Origin of the sequence: Cellulomonas sp. SG140 (assembly GCF_025770785.1) — a bacterium.
Classification (GTDB): domain Bacteria; phylum Actinomycetota; class Actinomycetes; order Actinomycetales; family Cellulomonadaceae; genus Cellulomonas.
On sequence record NZ_JANZLA010000005.1, the window covers coordinates 20,861 to 39,418 of the forward strand.

General features: G+C 74.2%; 20 protein-coding genes. 6 read left to right on the forward strand and 14 right to left on the reverse strand.

Annotation, left to right across the window (positions count from 1 at the left end):
- Positions 1-134 precede the first annotated feature (134 nt).
- From N0B34_RS10430 to N0B34_RS10440, 3 genes are all read left to right on the forward strand, one after another.
- On the forward strand, positions 135-2,072 hold the full coding sequence (locus N0B34_RS10430; RefSeq protein WP_263731327.1) for an ATP-binding protein: 1,938 nt from the start codon (positions 135-137) through the stop codon (positions 2,070-2,072).
- A 91-nt stretch (positions 2,073-2,163) separates the two neighbouring features.
- Positions 2,164-4,158: a DUF4157 domain-containing protein gene (locus N0B34_RS10435; RefSeq protein ID WP_263731328.1), complete on the forward strand. Its 1,995-nt coding sequence runs from the start codon at positions 2,164-2,166 to the stop codon at positions 4,156-4,158.
- A gap of 48 nt (positions 4,159-4,206) precedes the next feature.
- Complete coding sequence (locus N0B34_RS10440; RefSeq protein ID WP_263731329.1) at positions 4,207-4,560, forward strand: hypothetical protein; 354 nt, start codon at positions 4,207-4,209, stop codon at positions 4,558-4,560.
- Between the two features lie 9 nt (positions 4,561-4,569).
- On the opposite strand, the gene N0B34_RS10445 is transcribed toward N0B34_RS10440, so the two are convergent.
- From N0B34_RS10445 to N0B34_RS10470, 6 genes are all read right to left on the reverse strand, one after another.
- Positions 4,570-4,959 carry a DUF4280 domain-containing protein gene (locus N0B34_RS10445; RefSeq protein WP_263731330.1) on the reverse strand — a complete coding sequence of 130 codons (390 nt, stop codon included), beginning with the start codon at positions 4,957-4,959 and terminating at the stop codon, positions 4,570-4,572.
- A gap of 38 nt (positions 4,960-4,997) precedes the next feature.
- Positions 4,998-5,513 carry a septum formation family protein gene (locus tag N0B34_RS10450; protein WP_263731331.1) on the reverse strand — a complete coding sequence of 172 codons (516 nt, stop codon included), beginning with the start codon at positions 5,511-5,513 and terminating at the stop codon, positions 4,998-5,000.
- A 47-nt stretch (positions 5,514-5,560) separates the two neighbouring features.
- The gene (locus N0B34_RS10455; RefSeq protein ID WP_263731332.1) at positions 5,561-8,179 is read right to left on the reverse strand and encodes a cation-translocating P-type ATPase; all 2,619 of its coding nucleotides are present in this window, start codon (positions 8,177-8,179) and stop codon (positions 5,561-5,563) included.
- Positions 8,180-8,200: 21 nt separating this feature from the next.
- Positions 8,201-8,656, reverse strand: a complete 456-nt coding sequence (locus N0B34_RS10460; protein ID WP_263731333.1) for a GatB/YqeY domain-containing protein — start codon at positions 8,654-8,656, stop codon at positions 8,201-8,203.
- A 113-nt stretch (positions 8,657-8,769) separates the two neighbouring features.
- A complete protein-coding gene (locus N0B34_RS10465; protein ID WP_263731334.1) occupies positions 8,770-9,300 on the reverse strand; it encodes a GNAT family N-acetyltransferase in 531 nt (176 codons plus the stop codon).
- Complete coding sequence (locus N0B34_RS10470; RefSeq protein WP_263731335.1) at positions 9,297-9,950, reverse strand: DedA family protein; 654 nt, start codon at positions 9,948-9,950, stop codon at positions 9,297-9,299. The genes N0B34_RS10465 and N0B34_RS10470 overlap by 4 nt, the downstream gene beginning before the upstream one ends.
- 142 nt (positions 9,951-10,092) lie before the next feature.
- On the opposite strand from N0B34_RS10470, the gene N0B34_RS10475 reads away from it, so the two are divergent.
- Both N0B34_RS10475 and N0B34_RS10480 read left to right on the forward strand, forming a co-directional pair.
- Positions 10,093-11,070 carry an aldo/keto reductase gene (locus tag N0B34_RS10475; RefSeq protein ID WP_263731336.1) on the forward strand — a complete coding sequence of 326 codons (978 nt, stop codon included), beginning with the start codon at positions 10,093-10,095 and terminating at the stop codon, positions 11,068-11,070.
- 79 nt (positions 11,071-11,149) lie between these two features.
- A complete protein-coding gene (locus N0B34_RS10480) occupies positions 11,150-11,794 on the forward strand; it encodes an NAD(P)-dependent oxidoreductase (protein ID WP_263731337.1) in 645 nt (214 codons plus the stop codon).
- Positions 11,795-11,892: 98 nt separating this feature from the next.
- On the opposite strand, the gene N0B34_RS10485 is transcribed toward N0B34_RS10480, so the two are convergent.
- Both N0B34_RS10485 and N0B34_RS10490 read right to left on the reverse strand, forming a co-directional pair.
- Complete coding sequence (locus tag N0B34_RS10485) at positions 11,893-13,293, reverse strand: hypothetical protein (protein WP_263731338.1); 1,401 nt, start codon at positions 13,291-13,293, stop codon at positions 11,893-11,895.
- Between the two features lie 259 nt (positions 13,294-13,552).
- Complete coding sequence (locus N0B34_RS10490; protein WP_263731339.1) at positions 13,553-13,768, reverse strand: hypothetical protein; 216 nt, start codon at positions 13,766-13,768, stop codon at positions 13,553-13,555.
- Positions 13,769-13,953: 185 nt separating this feature from the next.
- Here N0B34_RS10490 and N0B34_RS10495 point away from each other — a divergent pair, with 185 nt between their 5' ends.
- Positions 13,954-15,339 (forward strand): uracil-xanthine permease family protein, encoded by a 1,386-nt coding sequence (locus N0B34_RS10495; protein ID WP_263731340.1) that lies wholly within the window; start codon positions 13,954-13,956, stop codon positions 15,337-15,339.
- Between the two features lie 132 nt (positions 15,340-15,471).
- On the opposite strand, the gene N0B34_RS10500 is transcribed toward N0B34_RS10495, so the two are convergent.
- From N0B34_RS10500 to N0B34_RS10525, 6 genes are all read right to left on the reverse strand, one after another.
- Positions 15,472-16,119: a LytR C-terminal domain-containing protein gene (locus N0B34_RS10500; protein ID WP_263731341.1), complete on the reverse strand. Its 648-nt coding sequence runs from the start codon at positions 16,117-16,119 to the stop codon at positions 15,472-15,474.
- The gene (locus N0B34_RS10505) at positions 16,116-16,412 is read right to left on the reverse strand and encodes a type II toxin-antitoxin system VapB family antitoxin (protein WP_263731342.1); all 297 of its coding nucleotides are present in this window, start codon (positions 16,410-16,412) and stop codon (positions 16,116-16,118) included. The genes N0B34_RS10500 and N0B34_RS10505 overlap by 4 nt, the downstream gene beginning before the upstream one ends.
- A 148-nt stretch (positions 16,413-16,560) precedes the next feature.
- Positions 16,561-16,812 (reverse strand): DUF2630 family protein, encoded by a 252-nt coding sequence (locus N0B34_RS10510; protein WP_263731343.1) that lies wholly within the window; start codon positions 16,810-16,812, stop codon positions 16,561-16,563.
- A 167-nt stretch (positions 16,813-16,979) separates the two neighbouring features.
- Positions 16,980-17,183: a cold-shock protein gene (locus N0B34_RS10515; RefSeq protein ID WP_263731344.1), complete on the reverse strand. Its 204-nt coding sequence runs from the start codon at positions 17,181-17,183 to the stop codon at positions 16,980-16,982.
- A 168-nt stretch (positions 17,184-17,351) separates the two neighbouring features.
- Positions 17,352-18,038: an SRPBCC family protein gene (locus tag N0B34_RS10520; RefSeq protein ID WP_263731345.1), complete on the reverse strand. Its 687-nt coding sequence runs from the start codon at positions 18,036-18,038 to the stop codon at positions 17,352-17,354.
- 55 nt (positions 18,039-18,093) lie between these two features.
- Entirely contained in the window at positions 18,094-18,519 is a 426-nt protein-coding gene (locus N0B34_RS10525) for a VOC family protein (protein WP_263731346.1), read from the reverse strand.
- Positions 18,520-18,558: the final 39 nt, after the last annotated feature.

The window sequence follows — 18,558 nt, forward strand, 5'->3', positions numbered from 1 at the left end:
GGAGCGGACCGGCCGGTCGACCCGGACCGGCGGTGCGGGCAGCCCGTCCGGCTGCCCCGGCGCCGTGGGTCGGCACGCCGGGTCGAGGGCGGCCCGGTGCCGCGTGCCGTCCGTCGTCGTGAAGGAGGCTCGTCGTGCGCGAACGCCTGGCGCGCCTGCTCAAGCCGGTCGAGCTCGCCGCGGACCGGCGGCACGTCGCGGACCCGGCCCTGGCGGCGCGGCTCGAGGCGGCGCTCGAGGTGCTGCGCGACGAGTACGCCGGGCCGCTGCCGCAGCAGGAGGACCGCCTGGCGGGCGTCGCGGACGTGTTCGGGCTGGACCCGGAGGACGTCGACGTGCTCACCGTCGCCGCCGCACCGGACCTCGACGTGAACCTCGCGCTGGTGTTCGGGCTGCTGCGGGGGCAGCGGGCACCGGCCCGCGCGTCGACCGGCCTGGTGCTGGAGCTGACCGGTCAGCCGTCCCTGTCGAGCGAGGCGCACGCCCGGCTCGGCGCCGGCTCTCCGCTGCGGCGGCACGGGCTGCTCGAGCAGTCGTCGGACCGGCCGTGGCTGCTGCGCGACGTGTGGCTGCCGGACCGGGTGCTGGCCCACCTGACGGGCGTCGACCAGCTCGACGGCCCGCTCGCCGCGCTGCTGGTCGACCCGGTGCCGCTGCCGGACCTGGACGCCGACGGCGTGCTGACGGCGGCCGTCGAGGCCGGTGCGCCGCTGGTGTGGGTGCGCTCACCGCTCGGCTCGGGCGGGCTGTCGCTGGCCGCCGGGGCGCTCGCGGCCGCCGGCGTCGGCTGCCTGGCGGTCGACCTCGCCCGGGTCCCGCCGTCTGCCGACCTGTCCGCCCTGGTCAGGGCGTTGGTGCGGGAGGCGGCGCTGCGCGGGGCCGGCCTGGTGCTGGCCCACGCCGACCAGCTGGCCGGCCCCGAACGGGCCGGCACCGACCCCGCCGCGGCGTTCCTGGCGCTGGCGCAGGCCGTGGTGCCGGTGCTCGCGGTCAGCGACCGGCCGTGGCAGCCGCTGTGGCTCGCCCGGCACCCGCTGGTGGTCGAGGCGCCCCCGGTGACCACGCAGCACCGCACCGTGGTCTGGGACCAGCACCTGGGCACCGGTGTCGCCGACCCGGCGCTGACGGCGCTGCGGCTCGCACCCGAGTCGATCGCCGACGCCGCCCGCTACGCGACGGACCTCGCGGCGCTGACCGGGGCGGAGCTGTCCGCCGGCTCGGCGCGGGCCGCCGCCCGCCGCGTGGCCGGCTCGATGACCACCGGACCCGCCGCGGCACCGCGCCGGGCGCCGTCGTTCGACGACCTGGTGCTGCCGGACCACGCCGCCGCGACGCTGCGCCGGCTGGTGTCCTGGGCGCAGCACCGCGACGAGGTGCTCGCCGACGGCCGGCTGGTCGACGTCGGCGGCAAGGGGACCGGCCTCGCGGCCCTGTTCAGCGGCAGCCCCGGCACCGGCAAGACGCTCGCGGCCCACGTGATCGCCGCCGAGCTGGGCCTGGACCTGTTCCGGGTGGACATCACGTCGATCGTCGACAAGTACATCGGGGAGACGGAGAAGAACCTCGAGCGCGTGTTCCACGAGGCGGAGAGCCTGGACGTGCTGCTGTTCTTCGACGAGGCGGACGCCCTGTTCGGCAAGCGGTCGGACGTCAAGGACGCCCACGACCGGTACGCCAACCAGGAGGTCGCCTACCTGCTGCAGCGGATGGAGAGCTTCGACGGCATCACCGTCCTGGCGACCAACCTGCACGGCAACCTCGACCCGGCGTTCAGCCGCCGCATGAGCTTCATCGTGCACTTCCCGGACCCCGACGAGCCCACGCGGCGGCTGCTGTGGCGCTCCCACCTGGACCGGGTCACCACCGACCCGGCCGACCCGGTGGACGTGACGCACCTCGCCAAGCAGATCGAGCTGGCCGGCGGCGACATCCGCAACATCGTGCTGGCCGCGGCCTACGACGCGATCGCCGCCGGTCAGCCGGTGGGCATGCGGCACGTGCTCGCGGCGACCGTCGCGGAGTACCACAAGCTCGGCCGGCGGGTGCCGGCCGACGGGTTCGCGCCGGGCTGACCGCCGGTGGCTGCGAGGGGCAGGGTCCTGGCGAGCGGTCGGCCAGGTGGGTGGGTCCGGACGACACTTCCGATCGAGAGCGAGGGCGACCATGCCGGCTGAGAACGAGCGCACGACGCTCGAGAAGCGACGGCTGACCGCGGCGCCGCCCGCCGTCGGCCCTGCGACGGCGGCGGCGACGGAGGTGGCGCAGGACGACGCCGTGGACCCGGTCGCCGTCCCTGGCCTGGCCGTGGACGTCCGCCGCCGCGCCGCCACCCAGGACCCCCTCGGTGGCACGGCCGCGGCACCCGAGGTCGCCGACGTGCTGCGCCGGCGGCAGGGCCAGGGCCGGCCGCTGGAGCCGGAGGTCGCGCAGCGGATGGGTGCCGCGATGGACGCGGACCTGCGCGGGGTGCGCATCCACGACGACGCGGAGGCGGACACCATCGCCCGGTCGGTGCAGTCCGTGGCGTTCACGGCCGGGTCCGACGTGTACTTCAGCCGCGGCACCTACGCGCCGGGCACCCCGGGCGGCGACCGGCTGCTGGGCCACGAGCTGGCCCACGTCGTGCAGCAGCACAGCGGCCGGGTGGCACCGGCGGGGGACGGCCCAGTGATCGGGCGGGCCGACGACCCGGCGGAGGCCGCCGCCGACGCGGTGGCCGAGCGGACGGTGCAGCGGCTGCAGCGGCAGGCGGCGCGCGTCGCGACGACGAGCACGGCGGATGCCGAGCAGGCGGGGACCACGACCACCGCCGGTGCCGGCGCGCTGCGCCGGCAGCAGGCCCGCGTCGAGGCGACGACGGTGCGCCGGTGGAACCCGTTCAAGAAGCTGTTCGGCGGCAAGAAGAAGAAGGCGCCGACGCTGCCGCAGACCCCGCTCCCGGAGGCGTTGACACCACCGGTGCCGACGCCCGAGCAGCCGGTCCCGCTGCCCGTGCCGCAGGGCGGGGAGCTGCCCGTGCCCACGCCGGAGTCCGTCACGCCGGAGTCCGTCACGCCGGAGTCCGTCACGCCGCAGACAGCACCCCAGACCGCGCCCCAGACGCCGACCGAGACCGCGCCCCAGACGCCGACCCAGGACCAGACCCCGAGCCAGACGCCCACCACCCAGACCCCGACCACGCAGACGCCCACCCCCGAGGCCGTCACCCCGCCCACGCCGAAGTCGGCGAAGGAGCGTTTCGAGGAGGCCTGCGACCCGCAGACCGCCCCGGCCGGCAAGGCGCAGGCCAAGGTGCGCATGGACGCGCTCCGCCAGCTGATCAACACCTTCAGCACCGCGGAGAAGAAGTCGATCGCCGACGACCCCGCCGCGATGGCCAAGGGCCGCGCGCACCTCGGCGACCTGTACTACATGTCGCTGCTCGCCGCCGTGAACATGGCGAAGCAGAAGACCAAGAAGGACGGCACCAAGGTGAAGCACCACCTGACCGGCGCCGAGGCCGACGAGTTCATCAGGACCAACATCGAGGACTACCCGCACATCAAGCCGTTCATCGCCACGGCCGTCGCCGCCGGCAAGAAGGGCGAGGGCTACGTGGCGAGCATCTCGCCGGAGGACTGGGCCATCGTCTACGGCGTGGAGTTCCCCACCGACTCGGTGGCGGAGGAGCAGAGCACCAACGCCTACGCCTCCACCAAGAACGCCGACGAGCCGGCCATCCTGCACGCCGACCGCGGGACGCCCAGCACGGCGATCCACGAGTCGATGCACCGCTACGCGCCCAACGACGTGCTGGACACGTTCGGCTTCGACCTGAACGAGGGCATCACGGAGTACTTCACCCGCATGCTCACCACCAAGAACGCCACCCCCACCAAGGACGGCGGTCCGGAGCGGAACAACTACCAGGACAACGTGACGTTCGTGCGTGAGATGGTCCGCATCCTCGGCGCCAGCAAGGTGGACCAGGAGACCGTCCTGGGCGAGATCTACTTCGAGGGCAAGACGGAGAAGCTCGAGGCGAGCTTCCGGGCCGCGTGGAAGGCCAAGAAGCCGAAGATGAGCACGGGGACGCTCGACTCGAAGTGGACCAAGTTCAAGGACGCGATCAGCGACGGGAAGTGGTCCGACGCCAAGAAGGCGATGCCGTCGGCCTGACCGGTCCGACGAGCCGCCTGCATCCCCGATCCCGACGAGGAGAACCTGATGAACAGCCTCACCGACCAGCGTGGCCGCGTCCTGGCGCTGCTGGGTCTGACCGACGACGCGGACCTGCAGGAGACGGACCCGGTGCCGACCGCCGAGGACGTCGACGCGCTCGACGCGATCGCCTTCGACTGGCCCGGCGAGCAGGCCCACGTCACGGTGCTCGAGTTCGAGGACTACGACGAGGCCGAGGCGGCCCAGGAGCAGCTGCGCGGCCTCGCCGGGCAGACGGACCTGGTGGTCGAGACGACGGTGAACGGCGACCTGCTGCTGTGGGCGACCGCTCCCGGTGACGACGCCCGGGCGCGGGCCCGGATCGACGGCCTCGCGCAGTCCTTCGCCGGCCGGGAGTGACGGCTGCGCTCAGGCCTCGAGCGTCCGCACCGCACCGGGGTTGACGATCTGGATCACGCCGCCGAACCCGCACGTGCACGTGGCGCCCAGCGTCAGCGCGGGCTTCTCGCCGATCGTCGTCTGCACCGCACCGCCCACCCACGCGCCGGTGACCGGGACGCACGGCATCGGCGTCAGCACGCCGAGCGCGGCCGTCGTCGCGGCCAGCACCTGCGGGTTCGCCAGCGAGGTGCACATGCCGAAGGGCGGGATGTTCACCATCGGGATCGCGTCGGTGATCGCGGCGGCGGGCTTGCCCTCGATCATCACGCGGGCGATCGGCAGCACGTTCAGCGTGCTGGGGGCCAGGCCGAAGCTGCACTGCAGCATCGCGGTCGCGGTGGCGGCGGGCTTGCCCATGGTCGTCCTCCCGTCGGCGCAGGCTCGCGCCGCTGCTGCTAGAGCTTCGATCCCTTGACCGACGAGGTGCGCTTGGCCCCCGTGGTGGTGATGACGCAGGTGACGTCCCGGTCGTCACCCGCCTGCCAGCCCCGGGCGGACGGCAGCAGGTAGGTGAAGTACAGCGACGAGTCGTGGTAGTCGGTGCCGACGTACCCGGAGAACGCGGACAGGCAGGCGCCGTCGGCGAAGGCCTTGAGCACCGCGGCGCCGGGGTAGGCCGCCGTCTTCTCGGTGCCGGCGGGCAGCGGGTAGGCGGCCAGCGCGTACACCTCCTGCTGGTGCGGCTGCGAGCAGGGGACCACGGTGACGTCCTTGATCTCGGCGGTGATCGCGGTCGGCGCGATGACGCAGTCGCCCGGCTTGGCCGCCAGCGCCGACACGGCGTGGCCCTTCTTGTCCTGGCCGAACAGGGAGCAGCCGCTCAGCGTGCCGAGCACCACGGCGCCGGCCGTCAGCACGACGAGCGCCCGACGCGCCGTACCGGTGCCGCCGATGCGTGGTGCTGCCCTCATGTGCCCTCCGGACGGTGTGCCGCACACGGTCGTGCGCCGCCCCGACGCTAGCCGCGGGCCGCCGTCGTGACCTCCGTAGTCATTGCGGAACTTGCACCGCGACCGCGGGCCGCGCGACGCGCGTGCACCGCCTTGTCCAGCGCGTCCGCCACCAGCACGGCCACCGGTGCCCCGAGCGCCAGCGCCCACCCCGTCGGGCTCGGCGGCGCCTGTCCCAGCTGCCGCGCGAGGGCCGGCACGTAGATGGTGACCAGGCAGAACGCGATGCCGATCGCCACGGCGGGCGCCAGCAGCAGGTTCTTCGCCCGGCCGGGCGCCGCCCGTCCCTCGCTGCGGCAGGCGAACGCGTTCGCGGCCTGTCCCAGCACCACCGCGAGGAACGTCGCACCGGACGCCGTCGCCAGCACCGCACCTGCCGGTGCCGGATCGCCGAACCGCCACCCCGCCGCGAGCAGGGACACCGTGAACGCGGTCAGCGACACCACCGCCTCGACCGGCCCGAGCAGCCCGAACGCCCGCCGCAGCACCGTCCGGTCCAGCAGCCGCCCGGCCGCCGGGGGCTCGGCCAGCACGCCGCGGGCGGGCGGCTCGGCACCGAGCGCCGTCGCCGACAGCGTGTCCGTGCCGATGTCCAGGGCCAGCACCTGCAGCACCCCCAGCGCCAGGGGGAACGCCCCACCGGTGACGCCCCACAGCACGAAGGGCGCCAGCTCGGCCACGTTGTCGGTCAGGTGGTAGGTGAGGAACCGCCGGACGTTGGCGTACGTCGCCCGGCCCAGCTCGATGCCCGCGACGACGGAGGAGAACCGGTCGTCCAGCAGCACCAGGTCGGCCGCCTCGCGGGCCACGTCGGTGCCGGAGGCGCCCATCGCCACACCGATGTCCGCCTCGCGCAGCGCCGGCCCGTCGTTCACCCCGTCGCCCGTCATCGCCACCACGTGCCCGCGGGCGCGCAGCGCCCGCGCGATCCGCAGCTTGTCCTCCGGTGCGACGCGGGCCACCACCACCCCGTCGTGGTCCAGCAGCGCGCCGAGCGCCGCGTCGTCCGCCGGCAGGTCGGCACCGAGGTGCACCGGACCGTCCGCGGTCCGCAACCCCACCTCCAGCGCGATCGCGGCCGCCGTCACCGGGTGGTCGCCGGTGATCATCGCGACCTGCACGCCCGCGCTGCGGCAGGCGGCGATCGCGGCGGCCGACTCCGGTCGTGGCGGGTCCTCGAGCCCGACCAGGCCGAGCAGGTGCAGCCCCGTCTCGGCGGCGGCCGTCGTGGTCGGCGCCGTCGCACCGGTCGGCCGGCTCGCCACGGCCAGCACGCGCAGCCCCTGCCCGGACAGCCGCGCCAGGGCGGCCGCGGCCGCCGCCGCCTCACCGGCCGGGCACAGCGGCAGCAGCGCGTCCGGCGCGCCCTTGGTCAGCACCTGGTCGCCGGCCACCACGCTCATCCGCCGGCGGTGCGGGTCGAAGGCGAACGCGACGTCGGCCCAGGACTCGACGCGCACCGTCGGGGTGTCCACCCCCAGCCGCCGCGCGAAGGCGTCCAGCGCCGCCTCCATCGGGTCGCCGTGCGCCACCCACCGCTCGCCGGCCTGCTCCACGTACCCGCGCGAGCAGCGGGCGGCCGCCCGGCCCAGCTCCACCATCGCCTCGTGCGCACCGGGGTCCACGTCCACAGCCGCCGTCGGCGCGTACCCGGCGGTGCCCACCACGGCCGACCCGGCGGGCGTCCACGCGGCCACCACCGTCATCTGGTTGAGGGTCAGCGTGCCGGTCTTGTCGGTGCAGACGAACGTCGTGGACCCCAGCGTCTCCACCGCCTCGAGCGAGCGGACCAGCACCTGCCGCTTCGCCATCCGCTCGGCTCCCCAGGCGAGCGCCAGGGTGACGGTGGGCAGCAGCGCCTCCGGCACCAGCGCGACGGTGACGCCGATCGCCAGCACGAAGGCGTCGGGCAGCGAGCGGCCGATCATCAGGGTGAGCAGCAGGAACGCCAGGCCGGCGACGACGGCGATCGCCCCGATGCCGCGCACCACCCGGGTCAGCTCGCGGGTCAGCGGGGTCGGGTGCAGGCCGGCCGCCGAGGTGGCGCTGGCGATGCCGGCCAACCGGGTGCGCGGCCCGGTCGCGACGACGACGGCCTCGGCCAAACCCTCCACCAGGAACGTCCCGGCGTACACCCGCTCGGCGACGTCCAGCGTGCTCGGCTCGCTCTCACCGGTCAGCGTCGACGTGTCCAGCAGCGCCGCGTCGGCCAGCAGCACGTCGCCGTCCGCCGGCACGCGGTCGCCCGCCTCGAGCAGCAGCACGTCGCCTGCGACGACGTCCGCGGCCTCCACCTGCCGCGGCTGCCCGTCCCGCCGCACGCTGACCGTGCCGGGCAGCAGCGACCGGAGCCGCTCGGCGGCCCGGTCGGCACGCGCCTCCTGCAGGAACGAGAACGCGGCGTTGACCAGCACCACCACGGCGATCGCGACGGTCAGCTGCGGCAGCCCGGCCAGCGCCGCCAGCCCGGCGGCCACCCACAGCAGCAGCGCGAACGCGTGCACCAGCTGCGCGGCGAACGTCGCCAGGGGCGACCGCCGACGTGGTGCGGGCAGCGTGTTCGGTCCGTCCGACCGCAACCGGGCGGCCGCCTGTGCGGAGCTGAGTCCGCGGCGTCCTGCGTCCACGTCAGCCCACGTCAGCCCACGTCAGCTCAGTGCCGCACGCACCTTGCCGGACAGCACCTTGCCGTCCACGCGTCCCCGGCCCGCCGCCGCGGCCTGCGCCGCCTTCATCACGGCACCCATGTCCTTCATCGACGTGGCGCCGGTCGCGGCGACCGCCTCGGCGACCAGGGCGTCCAGGTCGGCATCGGTCAGTGCCGCCGGCAGGTACGCCTCGATGAAGTCGGCCTCGGCGGTCTCGTTCGCCGCCCGGTCGGCGGCACCGGCGCCGGCGTAGATCTCGGCGCTCTCCCGGCGCTTCTTCACCTCGGCGGTCAGCACCGCGAGGATCTCGTCGTCATCGAGGTCCCGGGCCACCGGGCCGGCCTTCGCGGCCCCGCGGACGGCGGCGATCACCTGCCGCAGCGTCGAGGTGGCGAAGGCGTCGCGCGCCTTCATCGCGGTGTGCAGGTCGGTGTCCAGGCGGTCGAGGAGGGTCACGCCCCCATCGTCCCGCGCGAGAGAGGCGCCCGCGACGGACTTCCCGGCCGACGACGACATCGACCGGGCCCACCGCACCCCCGGCCCCCAGCCCCGCCGGCCGTAGCCGGCCGTCAGCCCAGCGTCAGCGCGAACGTCCGCGTCGGGCTGCCGTCCTTCGCCGGGGGACCGGCCGTGTCCAGGTCGGTGAACCCGAGGCGGCCCAGCAGCCGCACGGAGGCGTCGTTCCCGTCCACCACCACGGCCCCCACCTGCGTCACCCCCAGCGTCACTGCGCCGTCCAGCAGGGCCCGCACCGCCTCGGACGCCAGTCCCTGCCCCCACCGGTCCGCGCGGATCGCGTAGCCCAGCTCGGCGGTGCTGTCCGACCTGCGCACGAGCAGCACCTCGCCGATCACCGTGCCGCTCGCCCGCTCCACCACGGCCAGGCTCAGCAGGTCGCCCGGCTCGGCGGCCCGCGTCTGCGTCAGCCGCCGCTCGAGCGCGACGCTCGTCTGCTCCCGGTCCCGCACCGGCCACGACGTGTACCGGGTGACCTGCGGGTCGCCGTGGAACACCAGCAGGTCCTCCAGGTCACCGGCCCGGTGCTCGCGCAGCTCCAGCCGTTCCGTGCGCAGCGGCACGTCCAGCACCCAGTCGCTCACCCGTGGACGGTAGCCCGGTCCCGCTCGGGGGCGCCGGTCGCGGCGCGCCGCCGCAGGGCGGTGACGACGATCGGGATGACGGACACCACCACGACCACCACCGCCAGCAGGTCGATGTTGTGCGCCACGAACGGCAGCCGACCCAGCGCCAGCGCGACGACCGTCAGCCCCACCACCCACAGCAGCGCCCCGGTGACGTTCCACACCACGAACCGCCGGTACCGCAGCCGCGCCGTCCCGGCCACCAGCGGCACGAACGTCCGCACGATCGGCACGAACCGCGCCAGCACCAGCGACACGGGCCCGTACCGGTCGAAGAAGCGCTCGGCCTCCGCCAGTCGCGCGGTGGTCAGCACGCGGGCGTCGTCGTGGAAGAACCGCCGCCCGAACCGGTGGCCCAGCCAGAACCCGGTCTGGTCACCGGCGACCGCCGCGAGGAACGCCACCACCGCGATCCACACCGGGGACAGCCCCAGCTGACCGCGCAGCAGCACCGCCGTCAGGATCAGGGAGTCGCCGGGCAGGAACGGGAACAGCACCCCGGACTCGATGAAGATCATCACGGCGATCCCCGCCAGCGCCCATGGTCCGAGGGCGTGCAGCAGGGACGCGGGTGACACGGACACGCTGGTGGCCAGCTCGGTGATCACGGTGGTCCTCCTCGTGGCGGGTCTTCCACGGTCGCACCCGATCCCGCCCGGCGCCTGCCGGGGTCGCGGGCTAGCCTCGACGAGGACCCGCGCCGCTCGGCCGTCCGGGTCCGTCCCCGTCGGTCCCCTCGGGAGGACACCCATGGACCACCACCGTCTCGGCAGCAGCGGCCTGCAGGTCAGCTCGATCGTGCTGGGCTGCATGAGCTACGGCGACCCCGCCCGCGGCAACCACGGGTGGAGCCTCCCGGAGGAGCCGAGCCGCGAGTTCCTCCGTCGAGCCCTGGAGCTCGGCATCGACACCTTCGACACCGCCGACGTCTACTCCGACGGCTCCAGCGAGGAGATCGTCGGGCGCGCGCTGCGTGACTTCGCGTCCCGCGACGAGGTCGTGCTGGCGACCAAGGTGCACGGCCGCATGCACGACGGCCCGCACGGCGGCGGCCTGTCCCGCAAGCACGTCCTCTCGGCGATCGACGCCAGCCTGACCCGCCTCGGCACCGACTACGTGGACCTGTACCAGATCCACCGCTGGGACCCGCAGGTGCCCGTCGAGGAGACGATGGAGGCGCTGCACGACGTGGTGCGCGCGGGCAAGGCCCGGTACATCGGCGCCTCGTCGATGTACGCCTGGCAGCTCGCCAAGGCGCAGTACACCGCCGACCTGGGCGGCTGGACCCGGTTCGTCTCCATGCAGGACCAGTACAACCTCCTGTCCCGCGAGGAGGAGCGGGAGATGCACCCCTTCTGCCTGGACCAGGGGATCGGCGTGCTGCCGTGGTCCCCGCTGGCTCGCGGCCTGCTGACGCGGGAGTGGGGCACGACGACGACGCGCTCGCAGACCGACCGCTTCGGCCAGACCCTCTACCAGCAGAGCGAGGACGCCGACCGCGCGATCGTCGACGCCGTCGGCCGCATCGCCGCCGACCGCGGGGTGTCCCGGGCGCAGGTGGCGCTCGCATGGGTCCGTCAGCAGGAGGCCGTGACGGCCCCGATCGTCGGTGCCACCAAGCCGCACCACCTCGACGACGCGGTCGCCTCCCTGCAGCTGCGGCTCGACCCGGAGGAGCTGTCCCAGCTCGAGCAGCCGTACGTGCCGCAGGCGCCGGAAGGGTTCTGACCTCGGCGGTGTTCGTCAGGTCGACGGCGGCAGGCGGGTGAGCGGCCGGCCGCGGACGACGACCTCGAGGAGAGCACAGATGGCACGGATCACGGTTCTGGGCGGCACGGGCTACGCCGGCGGGCACATCGTCCAGGAGGCCGCCGCCCGCGGCCACCAGGTGACCTCGGTCAGCCGCTCGTTGCCGGACCAGCCGGTCGAGGGTGTCGCCTACCGCCAGGCGGACGCGCTCGACCCCGCCTACGCGGCGGCCGCGGTGGCGGACGCCGACGTGGTGGTCGAGGCGCTGTCCCCGCGCGGCGCCCTGACGGGCCGCCTCGGCGAGGTGATCCACGAGCTCGCCGTCGCGGCGCAGGCCGCCGGCGTGCGGCTCGGCGTGATCGGCGGCGCCGGGTCGCTGCACGTCGCCCCCGGTGGCCCGCGGCTCTTCGACACGCCGGAGTTCCCCGCCGAGTACCTCGCGGAGTCCCTCGAGCTCGCCGCGGTGCTCGACGAGCTGCGCGGCAGCCCCGAGCAGTTCGACTGGTTCTACATCAGCCCCGCCGCGGGGTTCGGCGCCTACGCACCGGGGGAGCGGACCGGAACGTTCCGCGTGGGCGACGACGTGCTGCTGACCGACGACGAGGGCCGCTCGGACCTGTCCGGGGCCGACCTGGCGGTCGCGATCCTCGACGAGGTGGAGAACCCCACCCACCGGCGCGCGCGCTTCACGGCCGCCTACTGAGCTGGCGGTAGCCGGCGCGCCCGCTCAGCGCGGGCAGGGGGCTGCGCTCGGCGCGGCGCGCCGGCTCCGCCGCACCGCTCGCTGCGGTGGCAGTCGCGTCAGGGTGTGGCGGGTGACGCGAGACCACCGTCCGGCAGCACGCCACGGCGCGGCGACGGGTCGACCGGCTCGCGCGCGGGGCTCGGCGCCGCGGTCTCCACCGCCGGCGCCTCGTCGACCAGCAGGGCGTCCGCGAGCACGGGGCTCGTGGCGGGCTCCGGCGCGGGGGCCGGTGCAGACCGTCGGTCCGCAGGCGCGCTCGGCGCCGCCGGCTCGTCCGTCTCCACGCGGAACAGCTCTCGGGCGGTGTGCACCAGCAGGCCGATCAGCGCGAGGTTGCGGGCGGCGAGCACCAGGGTCACACCCAGGCCGCCGCCGGTGATCTCCGTGTACTCCCACGGAAACACCAGCTGGGTGGCGGCGCCGACGCCCAGCACCCACTTGGCGGTGGTGCCCCAGCCAGGCAGGCCCAGCACCAGCGCCACGGCGACAGGTGCGGCGAGCCACGTCATGTACTGCGGCGACCCGACCTTGTTGAACACCAGCAGCACCAGGGTCATCAGCATCGCGCCGCGCACCACCAGCTCACCGCGCTTCTTGCGGTCCGCCCACAGCGCCAGGCCGACGCGCTCCCGCTTCCACCACAGCAGCGCGATCGCGGCGGCGGCGGCGATCGGCAGCAGCAGGCCGAGCAGGTCCGCCATCTTCTGCGTCCCGGGCCCGAGCAGCTCCCACGTGACGATCTGCGCGTTCAGCACCCGCTTGATCGAGGTGGTGAACAGGGCGGCCAGCACCCAGGGGGTCGCACCGGGCGCCTCGATCTGCAGGCCGCGCTGCCCCTGCTCCAGCAGGAACGACAGCACGTGCCCCTGACCGCCGAAGCCGATGGCGGTGCCCATGACGATCGCCGAGACGCCCGCCGCCGGTGCGACCACGTCGCGCCACGGCTTGTGCGCGCCCCAGAACAGGGGGACCAGCAGCGCGCCGGGCGCCACCTTGATCCACGCGCCGATGGTCAGCAGCGCGGACGCGACGGCCGGTCGGTCCATGCTCCACAGCAGGGCGGCGATCACCAGGGGGACGACGATGGCGTCGAGCCGGCCCATCGCGATGGGGCCGAGCAGCAGCAGGAAACCGGTCCACCACCAGCCACCCACCTGGCCGCGGTCGCGGCGCAGCAGCATCGCCATGGCGAGCACGTCGAGGACCGTCACCATGATCGACCAGGCCAGCGCGTACCCGTGGCCGATAGCCAGCCCGCCGAACCCGGCGGCGAGCATCGGCACCGTCGCACCGATCGGGTACACCCAGCTGGTGTCGATCCCCGGCCACCCGAACCCGTGCACGCCCAGCCACATCCAGTAGCGGTACAGGTCCAGGTCCCAGAAGGCCTTCTGCGGGATCAGCCACACGCCGAGCACCGCCAGCCACGCGTGGACCAGCAGGAAGGCGGTCCACACCGCGGGGCGGCTGTGCAGCAGCGTGCGCTTCAGGATGACCTCCGGGGCCGGGCGGGATGTCCTGCCAGGGTAGGTGGAGGTGCTGTGCGAGACGTCGGACGACCATCGGTCACACAGGACCTCCCCAGGTTAGGGGCAGATCGTGGCCTGCCCGTGACCTGATCGCAGCCGCACCGAGACCTTCTCCGGACGCCGGTCCGGGCGGTTGTGACGACGACCACGTCGCCACGCGACGAGCGCTGCGGCTCGGCGCCTCGGCTCAGTGGCCGCTGCCGAGGTTCGGTCTCGGCGGAACGGGCGGCATCGGCGTCGTCGTGGCGCCCCCGATGCCGGGCCCGGCGATCACCGGTCCGGTCGCGTCCTCGTCGTCGCGCTCGTCGGGTGCCGGTTCCGCGGTGGGCTCCGTCGCCTTCACCGGGTCGGGCACCTCGTCGAGGCCGGGCTGCTGCTCGTCAGGGGTCGGCGGGACGGTCATCGCGCACCTCCGTGGGGTTCGCGGCGGGCGGACCGCTCCCGTGCGGCCCGGCACCGCCTTGTCGTCCGTCCGAGCGTCGCACGACCGTCCTGTCCACGCCCGCCGAGCCGCCCACGCGGGCTGCACCCGGATCACTACTCTTCGTCCCGACGCCCGGGCTGGGCGCGCAGACGATGGAGGAACCGATGGCGTCCTTGTCCTCGAACGGGTCCCAGCGCTGGAGCTGGCGGCTGCACGGCGACGGGCGGACCATCGCCCCCGGCGCCGTGGTGTCCCCCGGTGAGCGGCTCAGCTGGCCGCGCACCACCGGGATCGGTCTGCAGCACGTGGTGGCGATGTTCGGGGCCACCTTCCTGGTGCCGCTGCTCACCGGCTTCTCGCCGCAGACCACCCTGTTCTTCTCCGCCCTCGGCACCATCGGGTTCCTGCTGATCACCGGCAACCGCCTACCCAGCTACCTCGGCTCCAGCTTCGCGTTCATCGCGCCGATCGGGGCGGCGACCGCCAGCGGCGGCCAGTCGGTGGCGGTCGGCGGGATCCTGGTCACGGGTCTGCTGCTGGCGGTCGTCGGCCTGCTGGTGCACGTCGGCGGCTCCCGCTGGATCGACGCCGTGATGCCCCCGGCAGTCACCGGCACGATCGTCGCGCTGATCGGCCTCAACCTGGCGCCGGCGGCGTGGGGCTCCTGCTCGGCGTCCGGCTGCTCCGGCTTCCGGGCGTCGCCGGTGACCGCCATCGCCACCCTCGGCACGGTGATCCTGGTGACGGTGCTGTTCCGCGGGGTGCTCGGCCGCCTCGCGATCCTCGTCGGCGTCGTCGTCGGCTACCTGGTCGCCACCCTCCGCGGTGAGGTGAACTTCACCGCCGTCCGCCAGGCGTCGCTGTTCGGCCTGCCGCACTTCGTCGCCCCGAAGCTCGACGTCTCGGTGCTGGGTCTGTTCGTCCCCGTGGTGCTGGTGCTCATCGCCGAGAACGTGGGCCACGTGAAGTCGGTCGCCGCGATGACGGGCCAGAACCTCGACCCGATCATGGGCCGCGCGCTGATCGCCGACGGTGTGGCGACCACGCTCGCCGGTCTCGGCGGCGGCTCCGGCACCACCACCTACGCCGAGAACATCGGCGTGATGGCCGCCTCCCGCGTGTACTCCACCGCCGCCTACTGGGTCGCCGCCGCCACCGCCCTGATCCTGTCGATGTCGCCCACGTTCGGCGCCGCGATCGCCACGGTGCCGGCCGGCGTGCTCGGCGGTGCCGCGACCGTGCTGTACGGGATGATCGGCCTGCTCGGCGCCCGGATCTGGGTGCAGAACCGCGTCGACTTCTCCAACCCGGTGAACCTGTTCCCGGCGGCGATCGCCCTGGTGATCGGCATCGCCAACTTCAGCTGGACCGCCGGCAAGCTGCAGTTCCAGGGCATCGCGCTCGGCACCGCCGCCGCGATCGGCCTCTACCACCTGATGCGGGTGCTGGCGAAGTGGCGCGGCACCTCCCAGGAGCCCGCCACGCCGGCCTCCGTGCCCGGTGGCGCGGAGCTGGCCGAGGCGCCGTCGGTCACCAGCGACCGGGTCTGACGGCCCGTCGCGTCACGACGAAGGAGCGCCCCGCGGTCGTCACGACGCGGGGCGCTCCTTCGTGTCAGGACGTGCTGCGCGGCGGCACGTGGCCCGCAGGAGGGCGTGCCCGCCGGGCGGGCACCGCGCCGGTCAGGACTTGGTCGGTGTCGACGTCGCCGCCGGCTTGGCGCTCGCCTGCGCCGCCAGCTGCTCGACCGGCACGCAGCCGGGCTGCCCGACGAGCGGCGTGTTCGGGTCCAGCCCGACCTGGTCGGTGGGGACCAGCGTGTCGAAGTCGCTGCCCAGGGTGACGTCGACCGTCGCGTCCTTGGGGTCGGCTCGGGCGATCAGCAGCAGCACGGGGTCCTTGAAGTGCGCGGCGACCGTGTACGCCTGCGCGACACCGGCCACGCCGAACGAGATCTGCTCCGAGCCGACGAACTGCGTGGTCGCGTTGGCGGTGGTACCGATGGTGAACCCACGCTGACCGAGCGCCACGGCCGCGGACGCCGCCAGCCCCGCCCGGTTGGCGCCGTTGTAGACGTTCACCTTGATGGTGTTGGCCGCCACGGGCAGCGCGCCCTGCGGCGGGCACGGCGCGGGCTGCCTCGTGACGCTCGGCGTCGGCTTGCTGGAGAAGCCGCGGGCGAAGAACGGCACGTTGAGGTTGCCGGTGTAGATCGCCGCTGCCGAGACGCCGGCCACCGCCAGGATGGCGAGCAGGATGCCGAAGATCACCGCCTGCCGCTCGTGCACGTGGCGGCGGCGCAGCGCACGGGCGCGGTCCGGATCGGTCATTCGATCACCAGCACCCGCGCGTGCAGCACCGGGCGCTGCTGGAGCGCGGCACGGACGGCCCGGTGCAGCCCGTCCTCGAGGTACAGCACGCCCTTGTACTGCACCACGTGGGCGAACAGGTCGCCGTAGAAGGTGGAGTCCTCCGCCAGGAGCGCATCGAGATCGAGCGTCCGCTTGGTGGTGACCAGCTCGTCCAGGCGAACCTGGCGCGGGGCCACGGCAGCCCACTGCTTGGCCGTCGTCAGCCCGTGGTCCGGGTACGGACGGCCGTCCCCCACCGCCTTGAAGATCACGGACGCGAGTCTAGGGGGCCGCGACCAGGCACGACGGGTCGACGCGTGAGGCACACGGTCCCCTCACCGACACCGCACCCTTCGGCGCCCGCCTCGTCCGGGCCGGGCACCGCGACCGACGGGCGCACGCTCCGGCGCTCGACGACCCTCAGTCGAGGTACCCCTCGACCTCCGCGGCAGGCCGCTCGTGCGCCCCGTCGGGATCGGCGCCGGCCTCCCGCAGCGCCCGGCGCTGACGCAGCAGGTCCCACGCCTGGTCGAGCTCCACCTCGAGCTGCGCGATCCGCTCGGCCGTCCGGACGTGCCCGTCGCCGGCCCGGCCCTGCTCGACCGCCTCTCGCAGCGCGTGCTCCTGGAGCATCAGCTGGTGGATGCGGTCCAGGATCTGCTGGTCGTCCACGGAGCCTCCCGGTGGCTGGGCCTCGTCGTCGGCACCTGGGCGCAGCATGGCACGGAGCGATCGGTCGTGGCACCCGGACGGCGCCGACGTCCCCCAGGTGCGCGAAGGGCGCCCCACCACGGAGGTGGAGCGCCCTTCGTCAGCCGGCGTGCGCCGGCGAGGCCTGGTCAGGCAGGCGTGACGTTCGAGGCCTGCGGGCCCTTGGGGCCCTGCTGCACGTCGAACGAGACGCGCTGGTTCTCCTCGAGCGAGCGGTAGCCGCTCGTCGCGATGGCCGAGTAGTGGACGAAGACGTCCGGGCCGCCGTCCTCGGGGGCGATGAAGCCGAAGCCCTTCTCGGCGTTGAACCACTTCACGATGCCAGTAGGCATGTGCGTTCTCCTTGCGGTTGGTGTTCGACCCCGACGACCGGGACCGGTGAATCACGGTGGTCGTCGTCCGCTCCGGAGAACCGGGGGGAAGATCTCTGCACTGCGACTACGTCGGCCACCCTAACCGGAGGGTGTCCGACGCGGCAACGGTGTTCCGCTGCGGGCTGATCAGGCGGCAGCCCGCTCGGCGCGGTCCCGCAGGCCGCGCAGCATCTTCTGGGTCATGACGAAGCTGACGACGCTGACCGGCTCGACCAGCAGGGCGGCACCACGGCGCGTGTAGCCGTACCGCTCCCGGACCACCAGCCGGGTGCCGCCGTCACGGCCGCGGCGCAGCACGAACGCCCAGGTGAAGTCGTACGGAGGGGCGCCGGCGGACGACGCCGTGGACCCGGTGACGCCGACGGCTCCGCGGACCACCAGCGCCCGCCCGGGCTCCACCGCGACCACCTCGAGGGCCACGTCGGGGTGCAGCCGGAACGGGTCACCCACCCGCACGTCCTGCCACCGGGCCTCCACGCGGTCGGCGGAACGCACGTCGCAGCCGACCAAGTTCTCGAGGCAGTCGTAGGAGTAGAAGCCGCCGCGACCCTGGCCGAGCTGGGCCACCCAGGGCCACACCTGGTCCGGTGCGGCCGCGATGCCGACGACGCGCGTGGCCACCAGGTCGGGGGAGGCGATCAGGTCGTCACCAGGCAGGTGGGCGTCGAGCTCCGCCTCGGTGGCGCCGAACTGCAGCATCCAGGTGCGGATCACGGGGAGCGCGGCACCGACCGCCATGGCCGCCGCGATGGCGAGCACACGGGCCGGCGGCCGCGGTGGCGGCGGGGGCAGCAGGGGCGTCCGCGTCGTCATGCGTCGAGCAGACCACCGGCGTCGCGCCCGGCGCCAGAGGCGAACGTCCCGCGGATCAGACGGTTGCGGGCAGGCCCGTCGTCTGGTCGGCGTGCTCCAGCGCGGACCGCAGGACGCCGGCCCAGCGGCTCGACTCGTCGACCACGAAGCAGAACTCGTTCCCCTCGGGGTCCTGCAGCACCACGTAGCCGTCGCCGTCGTCGCGCAGCTCCTGGTGGCCGGTGCGGTGCGCACCGAGCGCCTCCGCACGAGCGACCGCGGCAGCGGCGTCCGGGACACGGACGTCCAGGTGCAGCCGGTTCTTCGGCGACGACTTCGGCTCGGGGACCTGCTGGAACGCCACGATCAACGGGGTCGCGTCGACGACCGCCCAGCCCGGGTCGACCGACGCCCAGCGGGCCTCGAGCACCTGGGCCCAGAACCGCGCCAGCGCCGCGGGCTCCGCGCAGTCGACCACGACCTCCTGCACCACTGCTGCCATGGCCGGCACCGTAGCGGCCCCTGCGGACAGGGCGCCCTG